Origin of the sequence: Candidatus Pseudothioglobus sp. Uisw_016 (genome assembly GCF_048087635.1) — a bacterium.
Lineage (GTDB): Bacteria > Pseudomonadota > Gammaproteobacteria > PS1 > Pseudothioglobaceae > Pseudothioglobus.
This window is the reverse complement of sequence record NZ_CP159806.1, coordinates 1,164,282-1,184,322: the sequence shown is the minus strand read 5'-3', so window position 1 is coordinate 1,184,322 and position 20,041 is coordinate 1,164,282. Positions and strand designations below refer to the sequence as shown.

19 protein-coding genes and 3 tRNA genes are annotated in these 20,041 nt (G+C 35.2%); 12 read left to right on the top strand and 10 right to left on the bottom strand.

Features of this window, described 5'->3' with window-relative positions:
- Positions 1-43: 43 nt before the first annotated feature.
- Complete coding sequence (locus tag ABXT69_RS05985; RefSeq protein WP_416679567.1) at positions 44-940, bottom strand: DMT family transporter; 897 nt, start codon at positions 938-940, stop codon at positions 44-46.
- A gap of 254 nt (positions 941-1,194) precedes the next feature.
- Between ABXT69_RS05985 and ABXT69_RS05980 the strand changes: the two genes are divergently transcribed.
- The gene (locus ABXT69_RS05980) at positions 1,195-2,283 is read left to right on the top strand and encodes a tetratricopeptide repeat protein (RefSeq protein ID WP_416677333.1); all 1,089 of its coding nucleotides are present in this window, start codon (positions 1,195-1,197) and stop codon (positions 2,281-2,283) included.
- Positions 2,284-2,375: 92 nt separating this feature from the next.
- On the opposite strand, the gene ABXT69_RS05975 is transcribed toward ABXT69_RS05980, so the two are convergent.
- The 6 genes from ABXT69_RS05975 to dnaQ form a co-directional block, all read right to left on the bottom strand.
- Positions 2,376-3,869, bottom strand: coding sequence for an FG-GAP repeat domain-containing protein (locus ABXT69_RS05975; RefSeq protein ID WP_416677331.1), 1,494 nt, complete (start codon positions 3,867-3,869; stop codon positions 2,376-2,378).
- Positions 3,870-4,145: 276 nt separating this feature from the next.
- A complete protein-coding gene (locus ABXT69_RS05970) occupies positions 4,146-4,838 on the bottom strand; it encodes a hypothetical protein (protein ID WP_416677330.1) in 693 nt (230 codons plus the stop codon).
- A gap of 663 nt (positions 4,839-5,501) precedes the next feature.
- A tRNA-His gene (locus ABXT69_RS05965) sits at positions 5,502-5,577 on the bottom strand.
- A 16-nt stretch (positions 5,578-5,593) separates the two neighbouring features.
- A tRNA-Arg gene (locus ABXT69_RS05960) sits at positions 5,594-5,670 on the bottom strand.
- A 49-nt stretch (positions 5,671-5,719) separates the two neighbouring features.
- Positions 5,720-5,796: transfer RNA gene (locus ABXT69_RS05955), tRNA-Pro, on the bottom strand.
- A gap of 87 nt (positions 5,797-5,883) precedes the next feature.
- Complete coding sequence (dnaQ, locus tag ABXT69_RS05950; RefSeq protein ID WP_416677328.1) at positions 5,884-6,555, bottom strand: DNA polymerase III subunit epsilon; 672 nt, start codon at positions 6,553-6,555, stop codon at positions 5,884-5,886.
- A 55-nt stretch (positions 6,556-6,610) separates the two neighbouring features.
- Between dnaQ and rpoZ the strand changes: the two genes are divergently transcribed.
- The 4 genes from rpoZ to ABXT69_RS05930 all read left to right on the top strand — a co-directional run bounded on the left by rpoZ (position 6,611) and on the right by ABXT69_RS05930 (position 10,650).
- Positions 6,611-6,955, top strand: a complete 345-nt coding sequence (gene rpoZ / locus ABXT69_RS05945) for a DNA-directed RNA polymerase subunit omega (RefSeq protein ID WP_416677327.1) — start codon at positions 6,611-6,613, stop codon at positions 6,953-6,955.
- A 137-nt stretch (positions 6,956-7,092) separates the two neighbouring features.
- Positions 7,093-9,009, top strand: coding sequence for an acetate--CoA ligase (gene acs / locus ABXT69_RS05940; protein WP_416677325.1), 1,917 nt, complete (start codon positions 7,093-7,095; stop codon positions 9,007-9,009).
- A 32-nt stretch (positions 9,010-9,041) separates the two neighbouring features.
- Entirely contained in the window at positions 9,042-9,926 is an 885-nt protein-coding gene (locus ABXT69_RS05935; protein WP_416677322.1) for a DMT family transporter, read from the top strand.
- A gap of 58 nt (positions 9,927-9,984) precedes the next feature.
- Positions 9,985-10,650 (top strand): nitroreductase, encoded by a 666-nt coding sequence (locus ABXT69_RS05930; RefSeq protein ID WP_416677320.1) that lies wholly within the window; start codon positions 9,985-9,987, stop codon positions 10,648-10,650.
- 17 nt (positions 10,651-10,667) lie between these two features.
- On the opposite strand, the gene ABXT69_RS05925 is transcribed toward ABXT69_RS05930, so the two are convergent.
- Both ABXT69_RS05925 and hemB read right to left on the bottom strand, forming a co-directional pair.
- Positions 10,668-11,123 carry a hypothetical protein gene (locus ABXT69_RS05925; protein ID WP_416677319.1) on the bottom strand — a complete coding sequence of 152 codons (456 nt, stop codon included), beginning with the start codon at positions 11,121-11,123 and terminating at the stop codon, positions 10,668-10,670.
- Between the two features lie 62 nt (positions 11,124-11,185).
- Positions 11,186-12,175 carry a porphobilinogen synthase gene (gene hemB / locus ABXT69_RS05920; RefSeq protein ID WP_416677317.1) on the bottom strand — a complete coding sequence of 330 codons (990 nt, stop codon included), beginning with the start codon at positions 12,173-12,175 and terminating at the stop codon, positions 11,186-11,188.
- 38 nt (positions 12,176-12,213) lie between these two features.
- Between hemB and thiC the strand changes: the two genes are divergently transcribed.
- Complete coding sequence (gene thiC / locus ABXT69_RS05915) at positions 12,214-14,082, top strand: phosphomethylpyrimidine synthase ThiC (RefSeq protein WP_416677315.1); 1,869 nt, start codon at positions 12,214-12,216, stop codon at positions 14,080-14,082.
- 8 nt (positions 14,083-14,090) lie between these two features.
- On the opposite strand, the gene ABXT69_RS05910 is transcribed toward thiC, so the two are convergent.
- The gene (locus ABXT69_RS05910; protein WP_416677313.1) at positions 14,091-15,350 is read right to left on the bottom strand and encodes a 3-deoxy-D-manno-octulosonic acid transferase; all 1,260 of its coding nucleotides are present in this window, start codon (positions 15,348-15,350) and stop codon (positions 14,091-14,093) included.
- Between the two features lie 248 nt (positions 15,351-15,598).
- Between ABXT69_RS05910 and cgtA the strand changes: the two genes are divergently transcribed.
- Genes cgtA through ABXT69_RS05880 form a run of 6 tightly spaced genes read left to right on the top strand, consistent with a single transcriptional unit; the run spans position 15,599 to position 20,037 of the window.
- Positions 15,599-16,615 (top strand): Obg family GTPase CgtA, encoded by a 1,017-nt coding sequence (gene cgtA / locus ABXT69_RS05905; RefSeq protein ID WP_416677311.1) that lies wholly within the window; start codon positions 15,599-15,601, stop codon positions 16,613-16,615.
- The gene (gene proB / locus ABXT69_RS05900) at positions 16,602-17,375 is read left to right on the top strand and encodes a glutamate 5-kinase (RefSeq protein WP_416677309.1); all 774 of its coding nucleotides are present in this window, start codon (positions 16,602-16,604) and stop codon (positions 17,373-17,375) included. The genes cgtA and proB overlap by 14 nt, the downstream gene beginning before the upstream one ends.
- On the top strand, positions 17,369-17,842 hold the full coding sequence (folK, locus tag ABXT69_RS05895) for a 2-amino-4-hydroxy-6-hydroxymethyldihydropteridine diphosphokinase (protein WP_416677308.1): 474 nt from the start codon (positions 17,369-17,371) through the stop codon (positions 17,840-17,842). Before proB ends, folK begins: the two co-directional genes overlap by 7 nt.
- Positions 17,839-18,621, top strand: coding sequence for a 3-methyl-2-oxobutanoate hydroxymethyltransferase (gene panB, locus ABXT69_RS05890; protein WP_416677307.1), 783 nt, complete (start codon positions 17,839-17,841; stop codon positions 18,619-18,621). The genes folK and panB overlap by 4 nt, the downstream gene beginning before the upstream one ends.
- Entirely contained in the window at positions 18,621-19,466 is an 846-nt protein-coding gene (gene panC / locus ABXT69_RS05885) for a pantoate--beta-alanine ligase (RefSeq protein ID WP_416677306.1), read from the top strand. The genes panB and panC overlap by 1 nt, the downstream gene beginning before the upstream one ends.
- Positions 19,459-20,037, top strand: a complete 579-nt coding sequence (locus ABXT69_RS05880) for an NfuA family Fe-S biogenesis protein (protein WP_416677304.1) — start codon at positions 19,459-19,461, stop codon at positions 20,035-20,037. The genes panC and ABXT69_RS05880 overlap by 8 nt, the downstream gene beginning before the upstream one ends.
- The last annotated feature ends 4 nt before the right edge of the window (positions 20,038-20,041 follow it).

The window sequence follows — 20,041 nt, the reverse complement described above, 5'->3', positions numbered from 1 at the left end:
GGATGTTAAAATCTAACTAGAAAATATACGCAGACATCAGTGATTAAAATTTCGGCTCCTGAGCTTCATGGTTTAGCTTAAGTGAGTTTGTAGCTTTTGCCTCTCGGCGGCTTATGTATATTGTTGACATGAATATTATAGAGCCACCAATCCAAGTCCAGGTGCCAGGAATTTCTAAAAAAATCATCCACCCAAAAAGAGCCATAATTGGTAGTTTTATAAATTCAATTGACTCCAAACTGGTAATTTCGGCCATTGTGTAGGATTTAGTCCATGAAAAATGCGCAAGTGTTCCTACAATTGCAATTCCCCATAAGTACAGCCAAGTTACAAAGCTTGGCCACTGCCAAACCGAAACGGCTGGAATAAAAGTAATTGGAATAAGAATTATTACCATCCACATTACAATTGCTTGAGGGGTGTCAGTAAGAGTAAGTTTTTTTACAATTAATGCATTGATTGAGTGAGCTAATGCCGCAATAATTGCAAGCATTATTCCAAATGAAAGACTATTGACACCAGGCTGAACAATTATGAGCATTCCAATAATACCAATAATAATTGCAGCAATTCTTCGAGCCTTAATTATTTCACCTAAAAAAATAGTGGCCCCAATTGTTATAAATATTGGCTTTGAGAAACTAATTGCTGTTGCTTGAGCAAGCGGTATAAGTGTTAGACAGGTAAATCCCGCAAGCATTCCAATGGCACCAAAAAAGCCTCTCATAAAAAATAACTTAGTATTATTCATTTTTATTGCAGCTAGGCCAGTAGATTTTAATAAGGGCAGCATTATAATAAAAGCGAGTAGATTTCGAAAAAAAACAACTTCAAGAATATGCAGGTTTTCAGAAGCTTTTCTAATAAAAATAACCATTATTGAAAAAAAAACTATAGATAAGATGTTTAAAATTATTGCTTGAGTTTGAAAGCTTTGCAATTTAAAAAATCGAATTATCCAGAGGTCATAAAGTAGTTTTTTTATCAATTTAATGTGACTCCTTATTTATTCAATATTAGGCTAAAAACCTAATAAAACAGGAGCAATATCCTTAGTTTTAACCTAGGTTGAAGCAATTAAAAACTTATTATAGTGTTTATACATTCAGTTAATTATTATTCTTTACAGTTTACAATAGCAATCATAAGTAGATTCAATAAACGCTATTTTAGGCTTAATTAAAATCAAACCAAATGAAGCATAAACTTTACAATATCAAAGGTAAGAGGCGCGCTAAGTTAGGCGAATTAGAAACTGCAATTAGTTTCTATGAGAAAGCGATCTCTATTAAGCCAGAGTATGTTGATGCGCATTATAATGTTGGTTATGCAAATCATAAACTTGGTCGGTTAGATGCAGCAGTAAAGAGCTATAAAAAAGTTGTGGCTATAAGTCCTGACTATGCTACAAAACATAATAATAAAATTCTTTCTGTCATATATTTTTTTTCTAAGATGCTTATTCCAGATGCAATTGATGTCCTTGAAGAGCTGATAAAAGGCAGCCCTAATGATGCGTTACTGTTTAATATGATTGGAGGTTGTTATGCTAGTCAGGGAAAAACTGATATAGCAATTAAGTTCTATGAAAAGGCGCTTGATTTAAAACCAGACTACGCTATTCCTCAACATATGCTTAATTCATTGCAAGGAAATACAAGTAAGAGGCCTCCAAAAGAATATGTTAAAAACTTATTTGATGATTATGCAGAAAGATTTGATGAGTCTTTATTAAACCAACTTCAATATAAGCTGCCACTCCTTATTAAAGACATAGTCTTAAAGATTGATCCTGCAAGAACTAAATTCGATAAAGTAATTGATTTGGGATGTGGAACGGGTTTATCAGGAGAGAATTTGCAAGGCATTAGTAATAATCTTACTGGAATTGATATCTCAGAAAATATGATATCCAAAGCAAACGAGCTAGGGATTTATGATAGTTTGATTGCTGGAGACATTGTTGAAAAACTTGACTTATCAAAAGAAAAATATGACTTATTTATTGCTCTTGATGTATTTATATATATTGGCGAGATAACATCAATGTTAAGTGCAGTAAAAATGTGTGCCAATAAAAATTCTTTTTTTATCTTTTCAATTGAAACACTTAAGGGTGAAGGCTATTCCCTTTTAAAAAGTTCACGTTATGCTCACTCAGATAGCTATATTTTAGAAGTTGCTTCTAATGGTTTTGAACTAGTTGATTCTCAAAACGTGAAATTAAGGAAAGAAGGAAATAAGTGGATTGATGGAAAGATTTATATCCTGAAGGTCTCTTAAAACATGGAGTGAGGTTACTCAATCCAAGATTAATGATAGTGTTTTTAAATCTAACCAAAGTTCAATTTTGATTGGTTTATTAGGGAGGGTAATTACTCACCAAGCTCTGCTGCCAGTTCTGCTTCAAACGCTGCGATTTCATCTAACACTGCCTGCTCTTTTTCTTTTTCCTCTTCACTGACAGGTGTGGGAGCTTTGTAGTCAATTGTTACATACTTTTTAGCAACGTTAGGGAGTAATAACTCAAAAGCAAAACCACCCTGATTAAGCAAAACCATACCATCAGTCTTAAGTGACATAGAGCTCGATAAATATAAATCGATATCTCCATCTTTATCTAAGTCTCTAAATCGAATATCCTCAATAAAATCATTCCATTCATTTCCTTCGTGGGTTGGTATGAAGTCATCTGGTGCCTCAACTAAAGGAAATATTCCGTGGTCTTTAAACTTCTTGTTACCTAAGTTTTCTATGACTTGTATTGCTGTGCCTACATATAAAACACCGGCTCTGCTGTATACAATATCTAGGTCACCATCATTATCCAAATCAGCCGCTGAAACTTCAGGCACTGAGCCCCATTTCTTTTTATGTTGAGGTAAGCGGGTATTGTTATGCTTGTTAAAATTACCCCTACCATCATTCCAAATAATACCAGTGAAGTCTATACTCTTCTCATATTCGTGTGCTCCCAGTAATACATCTAAATCACCATCATCATCGATATCAGCAAGCTCTAAGGCAAAAGAAAAAATACCTCCGCACTTACGTTTATTTAGATAACCTGTTCCATCATTTATTAAACACCATAAAGCTGTTCCTGTTTTCCAGTTAGTTTCAGTGATAACAACATCCATATCGCCATCATTATCAATATCACCTGTAGCACCGCCATGGTCAAATACTTCAAAATTAGAGTGGCTTAGGTGTGTTTTTGATGATTCCAGCCAAGTACCATTGGATTGGCTTAAAAAATAGCTATCCCTAAAACCGTTATGGGTACCAACTGCAGTATCTGTAATATAAAAATCAAGAATACTGTCATTATTATAATCAGCAATAAGAAGCTGTCTTCCTAGTGACATTCCACTATCTTCACGTTTATCAATTAATAGCTGAGGTACGTAAGTAAGTTTGCCTTCTGCATCACCCAAAAACAATGATGGTAATGGTTTATTACCTTTACAAGCTCCACCACCACAAAGCCCACCAGTATCCTCCCCAGTCGATTCAACATTATTTGGGTTCATAGTGCCTATATAAAGTACATCACTGTAACCATCTTTATTGAAGTCTGCCATCTGCCACATTCTTCCAAACCAGTATAAATTTCCTGTTGGATATGGTTTTTGTGGTGGTTTGAAAAAGTCAATATTGGGGTCATTCACAATATCAATACCCACTACTGCTTTTGTCTTTGAACTAGAAGAAGATGATTGTTCATTAATGGCATTGCCACAGTTGTAGACGTAATAAGAACCATCCTCAGAAACACTTTTTACTGGCTCACTGCCATCAGGACACGAGCCCGAAAAACTTTGGGCTGAGAAGAAGGATAGAATTAAAAGTAGGAATAGTTTCTTCATAAAACTACTATACCTTAATAGAATTCACCCAAAAGGGCACGCAAAAGAACTTTTTGACTTCTTTTTTAGTTGAGTATTGGGCTGAAACCCTTATAGGAAGTGGGGCGAGAAACGGGGCTCGAGCCCGCTACAACCGAAATCACAATTCCTCCGCAACTACGTTGCTTGCATCCAGCTAAAGCTGGAAGAGGATGACTCTTGTTATCTTTTCAATTTGAGTTACACCAGGGTTACTCAATCCAAGGTTAATTATAGTGTTTTTAGTCTAATCTAATATTAATAAAACTTAATAAATTTTATAGATTTGTCGCAACTATTATTGGTGCATCCAATTGGATTTACTAAAACATCAAAACCCTCTGTAGTTGTATAAATCGGTTTTTTCCCAATAAGTATTTTATATTGTTCAAAGAGAGAGCTATTATCGGCAGTTTTAAGCCTTTCAAGATGAGTCTTACCAAGAGTTGTTTCAAAGAACCCTGATAATGCAATTTTCTTTAAATCATCAGAACTTATTGATCGACTATCTATTAGCTCACTTAAAAGATTATATAAATTTATATTGTAATTATCTACATTTAAATCAGGAATATTTGAATCAGCGTTTATGTCAGATTTGTATAAGTCAATACTACGCAAGTAACTTCTTTTTAGATCAGAGTCTTCTATGTCCAAAGTCTCTGTACTCAAGCTCTCTATATCAAAAACCTTTATATTTACGCTTTCCTTATCCAGGTTCTTTATATCTAAGCTCTGCATATGCAAAGATTTTGGATTAAAGCTCTCTATATCTAAACTCAGACTGTGAACAGATTTTGGATCAAAATTTATTATATCCAAATTCCTTATATTTATTTTTGAAAGTTTGGTTGCTGAAATAAAAGATAAAATTAATGAGCAAAAAATTAATATTAATAATATTGAGTTAATGTTTGTCTTAAATAGTTTTATGTTTATTGCTTTAAACATTTAGATTTCAACTTAGTATAAGAAGAAATACCTTTCAGTAGTTTTAAAAAAATTGAGTTTACACTTTGTATAAGAATTTAAAAAGATTCAAAAAGAGCTATTATAAATTTAGCCCTTGGAGAACTTTGAATAATAATATCTCCTCAATTTAGGTCTTGAAGCAATATGCGTAATTATAGTTACAAAGAAACCAAACGCTAGAACAAGGTATTCTCTCATTTCTACATCATTTGTGGTGTATATAACTAAAGAAGTCAACATAGAAATCTTAAATATTATGTCTAAGAACTGGATAGGATAGAACTTCACACTTTCATATATTAAGTATCTGAATGAGAAATAAGAAAATGTTAATAAAACGGTAATTCTTAATGCCTGCAATCGATGGTGAGGTATTACCATAACATTAGACGTATCAAAGTAGAAAAAATAGAATGTACTGCCAAAAATTTCAAACAAAGACACTAAAAAGAACAATAGCCCTATAAGTGAAATTATAATTTTAGCTATCAATTTTTTAAATTTTATTGTCACAATTCATAATAATTTTAAGTTTTAAGCTTACTCCTATAAAAGGATTTAAAAAAGACCCAAAAAGAGCTATTATAAATTTATTTTTTAAACTTTTTTAGTTGGGTATTAGGCTGAATCCCTAATAGGAAGTGGGGCGAGAAACGGGGCTCGAACCCGCGACAACCGGAATCACAATCCGGGGCTCTACCAACTGAGCTATTCCCGCCATAATATTTAAAAAGTGGTGCGCCCAATACGATTCGAACGTATGACCTACGGCTTAGAAGGCCGTTGCTCTATCCAGCTGAGCTATGGGCGCAATAACTTTGCTTTAATAAAGTCTAGGCTTGCACTTTAATTATAAATTTTGGTCGGAGTGAGAGGATTCGAACCTCTGACCACCTGGTCCCAAACCAGATACGCTACCAGACTGCGCCACACTCCGAAGGTGAGTAATTATACTGTGATAGGATTGTTAGTCAATGCCTATTTTGAGCCATATTTAATCTATTTTATTTGCACTATTTACTTGTTATTTAAAGTAGTTATCGTGAAGGTCAGTTTCCTTTTTATTTGCGTAGATAACTTTGATATTGTCTTTATTGGCAATATTATTTTTGATAATTGCTGGATCGCTTATCTGGGATTCAATGTTTGAGCTTTCTTGAAATAATATTGATTGCCCTCCAGTCATTGCAAGATAGACTTGAGCGAGAATCTGTGCATCTAGTAAAGCTCCATGCCTTGTTCTAGCACTTGTATCAACTCCGAAACGTCTACATAATGCATCTAGATTGTGCATAGTGCCTGGACGCTGCTCTTTAGATAGTTCTAGGGTATCTATGATTTGACAAATATCTTCTATTTTTTTGTCAATACCATTTATTTTTAATTCATTATTCAAAAATCCTAGATCAAATGGCGCGTTATGAATGATTAAAGTTGCCCCTTTAATAAAAGATAGTAAGTCATTAGAAATTTTATCAAATTGGGGTTTATTTATTAAGAATTTATCTGTAATGCCATGGATATTAACTGAGTCTCCAACTGGCTTATTAGGTTGAACATACTTGTGAAATTCAGTGTTTGTTATTTCTCTATTTAATATTTGAACTGCTCCAACTTCAATGATGCGATGCCCCTCTTCTGGTCGAATTCCAGTAGTCTCAGTATCAAGTACAATAAGTCTTTCCATGTTAGGCATATTAAAGTAAAATTGCCTTATTTTATCATCTGATCAAAATAGGTTAACTAAGATTATGGCAAGAGTAACAGTAGAGGAATGTTTAGATAAGGTAGAGAATAGATTTGAATTAGTTTTAGTTGCTGCAAAGCGAGCGCACCAGTTAAATTCTGGTGGGTTTAGATCAACTTTAGATGTTGGTAAAGATAAGCCTACAGTAGTAGCTCTACGAGAAATTGAAGCTGGTTTGATTGATGCCTCAATTTTGACTGAAGAGTATGCAATGGAAGAAGAGCTTAATGCTCATGATAGACTTGCTCAAGAAGCCAAGGCAAAGGAAGTTGCAGCGGAGCTTTCAGATGTAAAGTTAGATTCAGAAGCTGAATCTGATGATCTAGCAGTTAAAGAGGTTGATGAATAAATAAGACTTCTAAGAGTTAATAAAAAATGACGCACTGCGTCATTTTTTTTTGCCCAATTCAATATATTTAACTATTTTTATAATCATTGACTTTGGTAACATGGTTTTTTTAACAAATTGAACATTGGGGAAATTAAATGCAATATCCAATTATGCAAAGCAATAGAGAGCCATTAATCAATGCTGAGAGTTATCAGTCTATGTATGATTATTCTATTTCAAACCCAGATGAGTTTTGGGCTGAACAGGCTGACAAATTTATTGACTGGGAAAAGAAATGGGAAAGAGTCTCGGATGTTGATTTTTCTAAAGGAAAAATTGCTTGGTTTGAGGGTGCAACTTTAAATGTGTCATATAACTGTTTAGATCGTCATCTGCCCGAACGAGCTGACCAGGTTGCAATTATTTGGGAGGGAGATGATCCTAATTCAAGTGAATCAATAACCTATAAAGATCTACACGAAAAAGTTTGTAAATTTGCCAACGGAATGAAGGATTTAGGTGTTGTAAAAGGCGATCGTATTTGTTTGTATATGCCTATGATCATTGAAGCCACCATTGCCATGCTTGCATGCGCAAGGCTTGGCGCGATTCATTCAGTAGTTTTTGGAGGATTTTCACCAGATGCTTTGAGAGATCGAATTCTTGATAGTGAGTGCAAGCTAGTAATTACTTCTGATGAGGGAGTTCGTGGAGGCAAATCAATCCCTTTAAAAGCCAATGTGGATATTGCAACGAAAGAGTGTGACTGTGTTGAACATATTGTTGTTGTAAAAAGGACAGGTGGAGAAGTTACTTGGGGTGATAGAGATGTTTGGTATCATCAGCTAGTCGAAAATGCTTCACCAGAATTTCCTTGCGAGATGTTTGACGCTGAAACCCCTTTATTTATTCTTTATACTTCTGGCTCAACTGGAAAACCAAAGGGCGTTCTTCATACCTCTGGAGGGTATTTACTATACGCTGCAATGACTCATAAATATACTTTTGATTATCAAGAGGGCGATATTTACTGGTGCACTGCTGATGTTGGGTGGGTTACTGGTCACTCATATATAGTCTATGGACCGCTAGCTAATGGAGCAACTACTTTGATGTTTGAGGGCGTTCCTAATTACCCAGATGCCTCAAGATTTTGGCAGGTAATCGATAAACATAAAGTAAATATTTTTTACACAGCGCCGACTGCTATAAGGGCTTTGATGGGTGCTGGAAATGAGCATGTTCAAAAAACCTCTAGGGCTAGTTTAAAAATTTTAGGAACTGTTGGGGAGCCGATTAATCCTGAAGCTTGGGAGTGGTATTATAGTATTGTTGGCGAGGAGAGATGTCCAGTTGTCGATACCTGGTGGCAGACAGAAACAGGTGGCCATATGATTACACCAATGCCCTTTGCAACAGCTCTAAAACCAGGCTCTGCAACTATGCCGTTCTTTGGTATAGAGCCACAAGTTCTTAGTGAGAGTGGAGAGCTTTTAGAGGGTGAGGCATCAGGTGTTCTTGTTATAGCAAGATCTTGGCCAGGTCAAATGAGGACTTTATATAACAACCATGAGCGATTTATGGAGGCTTACTTTACGACATACCCAGGTAAATATTTTGCAGGAGATGGAGTAAAGCGAGACTCTGATGGTTATTATTGGATTACTGGAAGAGTTGATGATGTTTTAAATATATCTGGGCACCGACTAGGTACGGCTGAAATTGAATCTGCCTTAGTTCTTCATAGTGATGTAAGCGAGTCCGCAGTAGTTGGTATGCCACATGATATAAAAGGCCAAGGCATTTATGCTTATGTCTCTTTAATGACAGGTGTTACCGGCACTGAGGAGCTTAAAAAAGATCTAGTAGCTTTAGTTAGAAAAGAAATAGGCCCAATCGCAACGGTAGATAAAATTCAATTTGCACAAGGCCTTCCAAAGACAAGGTCCGGAAAAATTATGAGACGTATCCTGAGGAAAATTGCAGAAGATGACTATGCAGAGCTCGGAGATACATCAACATTATCTGAACCCGGTGTTGTCGATGATTTGATTAAAAATAGAGTCCAATAGTCTTTTCATACCTTGCTATAAATCGATAAAACATGAATGCATTCCTATACATTATAGTTCTCCTTGCATGGGGCTCATCCTGGTTTGCTATAAGTTTTCAGTTGGGTGATGTGGCTCCACAGGTTTCAATAGTATGGCGTTTTTTGCTTGCATCCCTTTTGCTATTTATTTGGTGCTTAGCTCGAGGTCTAAAGCTTTCTTATCCTTGGCGAGAACACGTAAACTGGCTTTTATTAGGATTTTTTCTATTTTGTATTAATTATATTTGCGCCTACTTTGGCACCTCCTATTTAACAACTGGAGTGGTTTGCCTTATTTTTTCAACGCTTACTTTATTTACTGTTTTTAATGGTTTTATTTTTTTTAAAAAACCAATTAGATTCCCCATATTATTTGGAGCAATAATTGGTATTGCAGGGTTATCAATTATATTTTCAAATGAGATAAGTAGCGCTGAGTGGTCATTAGATTCAGGGATTGTAAAGGGTTTTCTTTGGATGCTTCTTGCAACTTTCTTTGCGTCAATTGGGATGCTACTCTCTGGTCAAATGCAAGCCAGAAAAATCCCCCTAATTCAAAGTAATGCTTTCAGTATGCTATATGGATCACTTATCCTTGTTACTTATATATCTTTTAGTGATATTAGCTTTAGCTTTGATACCAGCTATAGTTATGTCACATCTCTCATTTATTTATCTTTAGTGGCCTCAGCAATTGGGTTTGGTGTCTATCTAAAACTTGTAGGAAATATTGGTGCTGATAAAGCTTCGTATGTCAATATTTTTACTCCAACGATTGCTTTACTTCTGTCAACTTTATTTGAAGATTATGTTTGGAGTTGGACAGGATTAATTGGCGTTATATTAATAATATTTGGAAATATAATAGTTCTTTATGCCAAGCCTAGAGCTATTTAGGGCAAATTTATTCAAATTTTTGGATTTGATAATTATATCTCACATAATGGAGTGACTGATGGATGTAAAAACCGCTTTAGCTGAACGAAAATCAACAAGAGCATTTTTAGATAAAGATGTTTCTATCAGTGTTATTAATGAAATTATTAATCAAGCAAAAACAGCTCCATCTGGGGTAAATACTCAGCCCTGGCAAGTCGCTGTTGTAACAGGTGAGAGTAAAGATAGACTATGTAGTAAGCTTGAAAAAGCCTTTCGAGGTGGTAAGAAAGGCGCTATGGATTATAAGTACTACCCTGTTGAGTGGTTGGGTGAGTATAAGCAAAGAAGAAAAGAGTGCGGTTTATTAATGTATTCAACGTTAGATATTAAGAGAGAAGATAAGCAAAGACAGCTTGATCAATGGGCGTTAAATTATCAGGCATTCAACGCCCCTATTATCCTACTTTTTTTTATTGATAAGTCGATGGAGAAGGGCTCTTATATGGATTATGGCATGTTTATCCAGTCTATTATGCTTTCAGCAGTCGAGCATGGATTAGCAACCTGTCCGCAAGCTGCTCTTGGTGAGTATCCTGAGATTGTTAGAGAGGAATTTCCACACTATAAGGATAAGATTGTTCTTTGCGGAATGGCGATTGGCTATGAAGATAAAACTGAAGTAATTAATAGTTATAGAACTCCACGTGAAGATCTATCTCAAATAGCTAAATATTATTCTTAAAAATATAAATTAATTTCTTAGTTTGCTAGAAGATTGGCTTCTGCAATTTCAAGGTCAAATTTAATTAGTTCAATATCCAGCTTGGCATCTGACAATGCTTTTTTAAACTCTTTTAAAGTTTTCTCATTTTCTAAAATTTTAGCGTTACTAACTTTAAGCGATAAATCACTTAGATTGAATGCATTTTTAGTTGAATTTAACTGTCCCTCAAGAACTTGAATTTTGCTTAAAGAAAGGTTGAGTTTTTGAGAGGTTATTTTTAGTTCATCAAGTGAAAATATAAGTTGATTATTAAGCTCTTCAAGTTGAAGCTGAAGACTTAGGATATTAGACTTTTGTTTTTTGACTTCATCATCATTATTGATAATAATAATCTCAGGTTTTACTGGTGATATATTGAATTGTGAATAGTAGTGACCAATAAAAAATATTGCAATTAGTGAGAACAAATAAAATATATTTTTTTGGTTCATTAGCTTTTTTTATCTTATAAGATCAAAATATATAGTGGGTTTAAATAGTTAAATTCTTATAACTACTCATTAATCCATTTGGCAGCATCTTTGGCATAATAAGTCAATATAGCATCTGCCCCAGCTCTTTTAAAGCAAATAAGCGTCTCGAGCACTGTTGATTTTTCATCAATCCATTTATTTTGACTAGCCGCTTTAAGCATTGCATACTCCCCACTAACATGATAAGCGAAAGTTGGTACACCAAAGGTTTGTTTTACCTTAGAGACTATATCAAGATAAGGTAGGCCTGGCTTAATCATAACCATGTCAGCTCCTTCTGAAATATCAAGCTCAACTTCACGGATTGCTTCATCAGAATTTCCAGGATCCATCTGGAAAGTTTTTTTATCAGATTTACCCAGATTTCCTGCAGAACCTACAGCATCCCTAAATGGACCATAAAACGAAGAAGCATATTTGGCAGAGTATGCAAGTATATTTGTGTGAATATAGCCTTGATCTTCTAACGCAAAACGAATCGCTCCAATTCTCCCATCCATCATGTCAGAAGGAGCAACAATATCTGCTCCAGCTTGAGCATGGGACAATGCTTGTTTAACTAAAATGTTTACAGTTTCATCATTAAGAACGTATCCATTACTATCAATAACGCCATCTAGGCCATGACTGGTAAAAGGGTCTAATGCCACATCTGTAATAACTGCAAGTTCTGGAAAGTTTCTTTTAAGTGCTCTAACCGCCTTTTGAATAAGTCCATCAGGGTTATAAGATTCTTCAGCTTCGAGCGTCTTTTTATTATTAGAAATTACTGGAAACAAAGCAATCGCTTGAATTTTTAAATCAACAATTTCTTTGACCTCAATCAATAATTGATCGATACTAAGTCTTTCAATTCCAGGCATTGAATCAATTTTTTCTTTTTTATTTTCACCCTCAATAATGAATAAAGGATATATAAGATCCGTTACATTCAATGAGTTCTCACGAATTAATGAACGATTAAATTCGTGTTTCCTCATTCTTCTTGGTCGATGAGTTAAAATGGACATTTTCTTTTCTCAAGTTACATTAACTAAATTATACAATAATGAAGCAATCATCCGAAACACTTACTAGTCTATCAAGTATTAATGAGGCATTTATTAAGCCTTTTCCTAACTCAACCAAGGTTTATGTCAAGGGTTCACGTGACGATATTAGAGTTCCAATGAGGCAAATCAAACTTACAGATACAATTGGTGATCTTGCAGAAAAAAATGATCCAATTCACGTTTATGATACTTCTGGGCCTTATACAGATCCTAGTAAAACGATCAGTTATCGAGAGGGGCTTGAGTCACTCCGTTCAAAATGGATAGAAGAGCGTGATGACACCGAGATTCTTGATGGTGTTAGCTCGAAATTTGCAAACGAGAGACTTGGTAATAAAAAACTTGATGAGCTTCGATTTGAACATTTAAAAGCTCCAAGAAAGGCAAAGAAAGGAAAAAATGTTACTCAGATGCACTATGCTAGGAAAGGCATTATTACCCCAGAAATGGAATACATTGCTATTCGAGAAAATTGTCTTTGGCAGGAGTATAAAGATCAAGTTGGTCAACACAAAGGCGAAAGCTTTGGAGCTGCAACTCCTAAAATTATTACCCCAGAATTTGTAAGAGATGAGGTTGCTAGAGGTCGTGCAATTATTCCTAATAATATTAATCATCCAGAAACGGAGCCCATGATTGTTGGTAGAAACTTTCTAGTTAAGATTAATGGAAACATTGGTAATTCAGCTCTAGGCTCTTCAATTGATGAAGAGGTAGGAAAGATGGTTTGGGGAGTTCGATGGGGCTCTGACACTATTATGGATCTTTCTACCGGAAAAAATATTCATGAAACTCGCGAGTGGATTATTCGTAATTCGCCTGTTCCTGTTGGAACTGTTCCTATCTATCAGGCTCTTGAAAAAGTTAAAGGAGTTGCTGAAGACTTAACTTGGGAAGTGTTTAGAGATACTCTAATTGAGCAAGCAGAGCAGGGGGTTGACTACTTTACTATCCATGCTGGCGTGCGTCTTAAGTATGTCCCTCTAACTATGAATAGAGTTACAGGGATTGTATCAAGAGGTGGATCAATTATGGCTAAGTGGTGTCTTGCGCATCATACTGAGAGTTTTCTTTATACGCATTTTGAAGATATCTGTGAAATCATGAAGGCCTATGACGTGACCTTTTCTTTAGGTGATGGCCTAAGACCTGGCTCGATTGCAGATGCTAATGATGCTGCCCAGTTTGGCGAACTTGAGACCTTAGGTGAATTAACAAAAATAGCTTGGAAGCATGATGTTCAAACCTTTATTGAGGGTCCTGGTCATGTGCCAATGCATATGATTAAAGACAATATGGAAAAACAGCTGGAAGAGTGTGGAGAAGCACCTTTCTATACACTTGGCCCCCTTACTACTGATATAGCTCCTGGTTATGATCATATTACTTCAGCTATTGGAGCTGCTCAAATTGGCTGGTATGGCTGTGCAATGCTTTGTTATGTCACTCCTAAAGAACACTTAGGGCTTCCAAATCAAGATGATGTGAAAACTGGAATTATTACTTATAAAATTGCAGCACATGCTGCCGATTTAGCCAAGGGGCATCCTGGGGCTCAAATCAGAGATAATGCTCTTTCAAAAGCTCGTTTTGAATTTAGGTGGGAAGATCAATTTAATCTTGGTTTAGATCCCGATACTGCTCGAAGTTTTCATGACGAAACCCTTCCAAAACAAGCTGCAAAAACTGCGCACTTTTGTTCGATGTGTGGACCTAAGTTTTGTTCTATGAAGATTTCTCAAGATATTAAAGGGTTGGATGCGAAAGAAGTTAAAAAAATTCAGGAAATTCAAATCGAAATGGATAAAAAGTCTGAAGAATTCTTAGATAATGATAGTGAAATTTATATGAAAGAGGGTGCTTAAGGTCTTATTTAAATATCTTTAATATGCGTTGCGATTGCTTTAAATATTTTAGTCGTTGCGCCGCGATTATTTTCAAAAGTAGTTTTAGCACTTTCTCCAATTAGTCTTCTCTTTTCGTCATCTAAAAGCAGTTCAGAAATAGTTTTCATTAATTCTTCAGCGTTGCTTACTTGTATAGCAGATCCATCATCTAAAAGCCTCTTCGAGATTTCTTCAAAGTTATATACACTTGGACCAAAAATAATAGGCTTGGCAAGTGATGCAGCTTCAAGCATATTTTGACCACCATTATTTGTCAGGCTTCCGCCAATAAATGCTATATCACTTATGTTTAAATAAGACATCATCTCACCCATACTATCTCCAATTAGTATGTCTGTATCTTGCTCACAATGACCAGCTAATGATCTTCTTTTAACATTAAGACCAGTTTCGTTAGCCATATTAAAAACTTCATTAAATCTTTCTGGGTGCCTTGGTACCATTAAAAGAAGTGCATTGAATTTACTTTTAAGGGCGAGATAGCTTTTGATTATTTGTAACTCTTCACCCTTTCTTGTGCTGGCAAAAATAACAATTTTGCGATCTCCAGTTATATTTTTTAATGTTTGAATAGTTTTTGAATTATTAGGTTCGTTGGAATCAAACTTTAAGCTTCCGGTAGTAATAATATTATTACTAGCACCAAGTGAGATGAAGCGTCTTGATGAACTTTCATTCTGAGAACATATTATGCTTAAGCTATTTAGGGTTGTACAAACTAACTTAGAGGAGAATTTGTTATATTTTTTAAAAGACTTTTTTGATAATCTTGCATTAACAAGCATTACAGGAATATTTTTATCTTTAAGTTTAGTAATTAAGTTTGGCCAAATTTCTGTTTCTAAAAGAATACAAGCAACAGGTTTAATTTTTTTTAGAAATGAGCTAACTATAAAGGGAACGTCAAAAGGAAAAAAACAATGAATGACTTGGCTCTTATAGTGCTTTTCAACAGCCTCAGATCCGGTAATGGTTGTGGTTGAGATCACAATTTGATGAAGAGGAAATTTAATAAATATCTTGTCGATTAGAGGTTTGGCTGCATTAAACTCTCCAACAGATACGCAATGTAACCAAATAATCTTGCCTGAAATTTTAGGTACAAAGCCTAATTGATTTTTTAGTTTACGGATCCATTTAGAGTTTTTAGCATCTCTTAATAGGATCCTTAAAAGAGCAAATGGCAAACTTAGAATAATTAAAACTGTATATATAAATCTATTCATTTGACTGTTTCGTTATATTTTTTTAATTGAGCTTTTATTTTCATAAATAACAGTAAGACAAAGTCTATGATTAAATAATTCAAATGAAATACTTTTGCTTATCTTGAAGAGGGCTTTAGATAAGAAAAAAGGTATAATAATTGATTGATATTATAGCTTTATCACTTAACTTCTATTGCATCTATTTTGCTTTAGATTGATTCATTTTTTGGTGCAAGCTATTAATTAAATTATTAATTGTATAAATTATGAGATTTGTTGACTCTGCAAGTGTGATGGTTGAAGCTGGCAAAGGTGGCAGAGGTTGCCTTAGCTTTCGCCGTGAAAAATATATTCCAGATGGCGGTCCAGATGGCGGTGATGGCGGTGATGGTGGTAGTATTTATTTCCGTGGTCAAGAGGGACTTAATACTTTAAGCGAATTTCGTTATAACCGTTTATATAGAGCTAAAAATGGCCTACCTGGAGAGGGAAGTGACCGAAGAGGGAAGTCAGCTATTGATATGTACGTCGAAGTCCCACTTGGAACAAAAATAATTGACCTCTCAACGGATGAAGTAATTGGCGAAATTACACTTCATAAGCAAGATCTTTTGGTTGCAAAAGGAGGCTTTCATGGGCTAGGTAATGCTCGTTTTAAATCTTCAATTAATCGTGCGCCAAGGCAAACTTCCCCAGGAACGCCTGGAGAGGTTAGAGAGATTGGATTAGAACTTAATGTAATGGCAGATGTTGGACTTTTGGGTATGCCAAATGCTGGAAAATCGAGCTTAATTAGGCAAATTTCTGGGGCACGACCAAAGGTAGCTGATTATCCTTTTACAACCCTCCACCCAAATCTTGGTGTTGTAAAGGCTGGTAATAATCACTTTGTTATGGCTGATATTCCTGGTTTACTTGAAAAAGCAAGTGAAGGTGTTGGTCTTGGGTTTGAATTTCTTAAACATCTTTCAAGGGCAAAAGCGCTTCTTCACGTGATTGATATCTTGCCAGCGGATGGCTCGGATCCTGCCAGTAACTATTTAACTATTGAGGCCGAGTTAAAAAAATTTGATGACGAGCTTTTTGAAAAACCGAGATTATTAGCTATTAATAAAATTGACCTTATTCAAGAAGATAAAAGAGATAAGATAATTAAAGATTTTCTTAAAACAGTCAAATATAAAGGTAATGCGTTTAACATATCTGCTTTAAATGGTATGGGCTGCAAGTCCTTAGTTTTTGGTTTGTATGGCCTTATTGAAGAGAAAGATGAAGAAGAATAAGTGCTGGGTCGTAAAGATTGGATCCGCCCTCTTAACTAATAATGGAAAAGGGATTGATAAAGATCTAATCTTTGAATGGGTTGAGCAAATTGTTGAACTGCAATCTCATAACATTGATGTTGTTTTGGTTTCTAGTGGCTCAATTGTTGAAGGCATGAAACGACTTGGCTGGAAAGACAAACCAACTGATATTCATAAACTTCAGGCAGCTGCCGCTGTTGGTCAAATGGGGTTAGTCCAGGCTTATGAATATCTATTTGCAAAACATAAAGTCCAGACAGCTCAGGTGCTCTTGACTCAAGATAACCTAATTAATAAAAAACATTTCGAAAATATCTCTGCAACTTTAGATAATTTACTTGAGTTTGGCGCAGTGCCAGTAATCAATGAAAACGATACAGTTGCAACTGAAGAAATAAAATTTGGCGATAATGATACGTTGGCGGCCCTTGTAGCAAATCTTTTGAATGCCGAAAGATTAATTATATTGACAGATCAGCATGGTGTTTTCGATGACGATCCTCGAGTAAATAAGAATGCCAACTTAATAAAAGAAATTCATTTTGATGATGAAAAATTAGAGCGAGTTGCTGGAAAAACTGGGGGTATTTTAGGTTCTGGAGGAATGTATTCAAAAGTTATGGCAGCAAAGCAAGCCGCAAAATCTAAAACATTTTCTAATATAGCTTGGGGAAGAGAAGAGAGCGTTTTAACAAGAATATACCAAGGAGAAAATATAGGGACACTAGTTCATTGTTAGCTTATATTGGCTTAGGTTCAAATTTAAAGGATCCAAAAGCTCAAATAAAAAGAGCCCTTGATTCTTTGAATGATAATAATGAGACTGAACTTATTAATGCATCAAGTTATTATGAGTCCAAGCCTCTTTTAGATATTCCTGGTCCAAACTATATCAATGCAGTATGTAAGATTGAAACTAAACTGAGTGCTATTAGTTTATTAAATCTTTGCCAAGAAATTGAAGATAATCAGCAAAGAGTAAGAGAGTTAAAATGGGGGTCAAGAACGATTGATTTAGATATACTTCTTTATGGAGAGCAGGTTATTTCAAACAAAAGGTTGTCTATACCTCATCCAGAAGCAATACATAGGGCCTTTGTTTTAGTGCCTTTATTTGAAATAGAGCCTAAAATTAAAATGCCTTTATTAGGGCCAATAATAAGTCTACTAGATAGAATTAATAAGTTAGATGTGAAAAAACTATGAAACATTTTGAGTTAAGTGTATTCAAAGACAATGGTCAAAAAATTACATGCCTAACTGCATACGATGCTTCTATGGCTAAGCTTATTGATAATGCAGGCGTTGATATTATTTTAATTGGCGACTCTCTTGGAATGGTTATTCAGGGCTCTGAAAATACGCGCTCAGTTTCTATGAATGACATGCTTTACCATTCTGCAATTGTTGCAAAAGCTTGTAATCAATCTTTAGTAATCGCAGATATGCCTTTTCATAGTTATGATGATCCGAAAACTGCTTTAGTCAACGCAAAAGAATTGATTGATAATGGCGCACATATGGTCAAGTTAGAGGGCGGAGTTGAAAATATAGATGTCATTAATGCCCTAGTTTCCAATAATATTAGAGTCTGTGGCCATCTTGGCCTTCAGCCACAATTAGTTGTTGACTCAAGTGGGTATAAAGTTCAAGGTCGAGATGAGGCTGATGCTAAATCAATTCTAGATAATGCAAAGTTGCTCGAATCTATAGGTGTAAGTATTTTAGTGCTTGAGTGCATTCCAAGTAATTTAGCAAAGTTGATAACTAAAAAGCTAAAAATACCTACAATTGGTATTGGAGCTGGAAAGGATTGCGATGGCCAGGTTTTGGTTAGTTATGATATGTTAGGCATAACACTTGGTAGGCAGCCAAGATTTGTTCGTAATTTTTTAAGCTCAGAAAGTAGTATATCTTCAGCGATTAAAGCCTTTGTTTCGGAGGTAAAAGAAGGAAGTTTTCCTAATAAAAGTGAGAGTTATTAATGAAAATTTTTGAAAGGTCAGGCGATCTTCAGGTTTTTTTAGATAGCTGTCGAAGTAGTAATGAAAAAGTTGCCCTAGTCCCAACCATGGGAGGTCTTCATGATGGGCACTTGAGGTTAGTTGAAAAAGCCCAATCTTTGGCAGATGTTGTTGTTATAAGTGTTTTTGTCAACCCTACACAGTTTGCTAAAGATGAAGATTTTGACTCATATCCCAAGACTTTCTCTGATGACAAGCTTCTTTTAGAGGGTCAGAGTGTAGACGCCTTATTTATTCCCTCAAAAAAAGAAATATATCCAAATGGAACCTTGTCAAATTATGATGTGGGTGAAATGGGAGGATTGCTCTGTGGCGCCTCTAGACCAACACATTTCAATGGAGTGGCGCAAGTCGTAAATCGCTTATTTGATATTGTAAATCCTAATTATTCTGTTTTTGGCGAAAAAGATTATCAACAGCTCTTAATTATCAAATCTCTTGTTGAAAATAATAATTTAAATGTTTTGATAGAGTCAGTTTCTACTCAAAGAGAGATTGATGGCCTGGCAATGAGCACTAGAAATAAATATCTAGGTAGCAAGGAGCGACAGAAGGCGCCCCTTTTTTATCTGCAACTTATTAATGCAAAAATGGCTATAGAGCAGGGAGATTCTATTGAATTTGTTATGGAAAAAACTCTATCTGAGTTAAGAGTTAACTTTGAAGTAGAATATCTTGAAATTCTAAATGCGAATAACCTTACACAAATCGCGACTAACACTTCAGAAATTATTATAATATCTGCTATAAGGTTGGGTGAAACTCGACTAATTGATAATATTGTCTTTAGGAGGCCAAATGTTTAGTATTACTGAAGAAGCAGAAATTTATGTTGCAGACCTTTTTGAGCAACAAGATGAAAAAGATCTTGGCTTAAAAGTTGACGTTGAAAAAGCTGGTACTCCGGTTGCAACGGTAACATTTAACTTCTGTATCAAGAGCGATCTCCCTGACACTTATAATGTATTTCCTTTTGTGGGTTTTAGTGCTTTTATTGATGAATCTAATAATCAATTTTTAAGTGACTCCCATGTTGCTTTGAAGTTAGATGGTACTAATAAAAAACTTACTATCACTGCTCCTAATGCCAAAGGCGAAGCACCTAAAGATGATGCCCCTCTTGAGGAAAAGGTTCTGTTTACTATCGTGACTGAAGTGAATCCAAGCTTAGCATCACATGGAGGCTTTGTTGACCTTGTTGAAATCACTGAGAAAAAAGAAGTGATTTTGAATTTTGGAGGGGGCTGTCAAGGATGTAGTTCAGTAAACATGACTCTTAAAGATGGGGTTGAAAAACAACTTAAAGGCTTATATCCAGAAATATCTGCTGTTCTTGATGCAACTGATCACTCACATAAAGAAAATGCATATATGTAATTCT

Excerpts from the sequence above, each read along its gene's own strand:
- thiC (WP_416677315.1), top strand. The coding sequence starts at position 12,214 with ATGAAGCAATCATCCGAAACACTTACTAGTCTATCAAGTATTAATGAG.
- cgtA (WP_416677311.1), top strand. The coding sequence starts at position 15,599 with ATGAGATTTGTTGACTCTGCAAGTGTGATGGTTGAAGCTGGCAAAGGT.
- ABXT69_RS05925 (WP_416677319.1), bottom strand. The coding sequence starts at position 11,123 with ATGAACCAAAAAAATATATTTTATTTGTTCTCACTAATTGCAATATTT.
- ABXT69_RS05980 (WP_416677333.1), top strand. The coding sequence starts at position 1,195 with ATGAAGCATAAACTTTACAATATCAAAGGTAAGAGGCGCGCTAAGTTA.
- dnaQ (WP_416677328.1), bottom strand. The coding sequence starts at position 6,555 with ATGCCTAACATGGAAAGACTTATTGTACTTGATACTGAGACTACTGGA.
- ABXT69_RS05970 (WP_416677330.1), bottom strand. The coding sequence starts at position 4,838 with ATGTTTAAAGCAATAAACATAAAACTATTTAAGACAAACATTAACTCA.
- panC (WP_416677306.1), top strand. The coding sequence starts at position 18,621 with ATGAAAATTTTTGAAAGGTCAGGCGATCTTCAGGTTTTTTTAGATAGC.
- ABXT69_RS05880 (WP_416677304.1), top strand. The coding sequence starts at position 19,459 with ATGTTTAGTATTACTGAAGAAGCAGAAATTTATGTTGCAGACCTTTTT.
- ABXT69_RS05935 (WP_416677322.1), top strand. The coding sequence starts at position 9,042 with ATGAATGCATTCCTATACATTATAGTTCTCCTTGCATGGGGCTCATCC.
- acs (WP_416677325.1), top strand. The coding sequence starts at position 7,093 with ATGCAATATCCAATTATGCAAAGCAATAGAGAGCCATTAATCAATGCT.
- hemB (WP_416677317.1), bottom strand. The coding sequence starts at position 12,175 with ATGTCCATTTTAACTCATCGACCAAGAAGAATGAGGAAACACGAATTT.
- ABXT69_RS05910 (WP_416677313.1), bottom strand. The coding sequence starts at position 15,350 with ATGAATAGATTTATATATACAGTTTTAATTATTCTAAGTTTGCCATTT.
- proB (WP_416677309.1), top strand. The coding sequence starts at position 16,602 with ATGAAGAAGAATAAGTGCTGGGTCGTAAAGATTGGATCCGCCCTCTTA.
- ABXT69_RS05930 (WP_416677320.1), top strand. The coding sequence starts at position 9,985 with ATGGATGTAAAAACCGCTTTAGCTGAACGAAAATCAACAAGAGCATTT.
- rpoZ (WP_416677327.1), top strand. The coding sequence starts at position 6,611 with ATGGCAAGAGTAACAGTAGAGGAATGTTTAGATAAGGTAGAGAATAGA.
- ABXT69_RS05975 (WP_416677331.1), bottom strand. The coding sequence starts at position 3,869 with ATGAAGAAACTATTCCTACTTTTAATTCTATCCTTCTTCTCAGCCCAA.
- panB (WP_416677307.1), top strand. The coding sequence starts at position 17,839 with ATGAAACATTTTGAGTTAAGTGTATTCAAAGACAATGGTCAAAAAATT.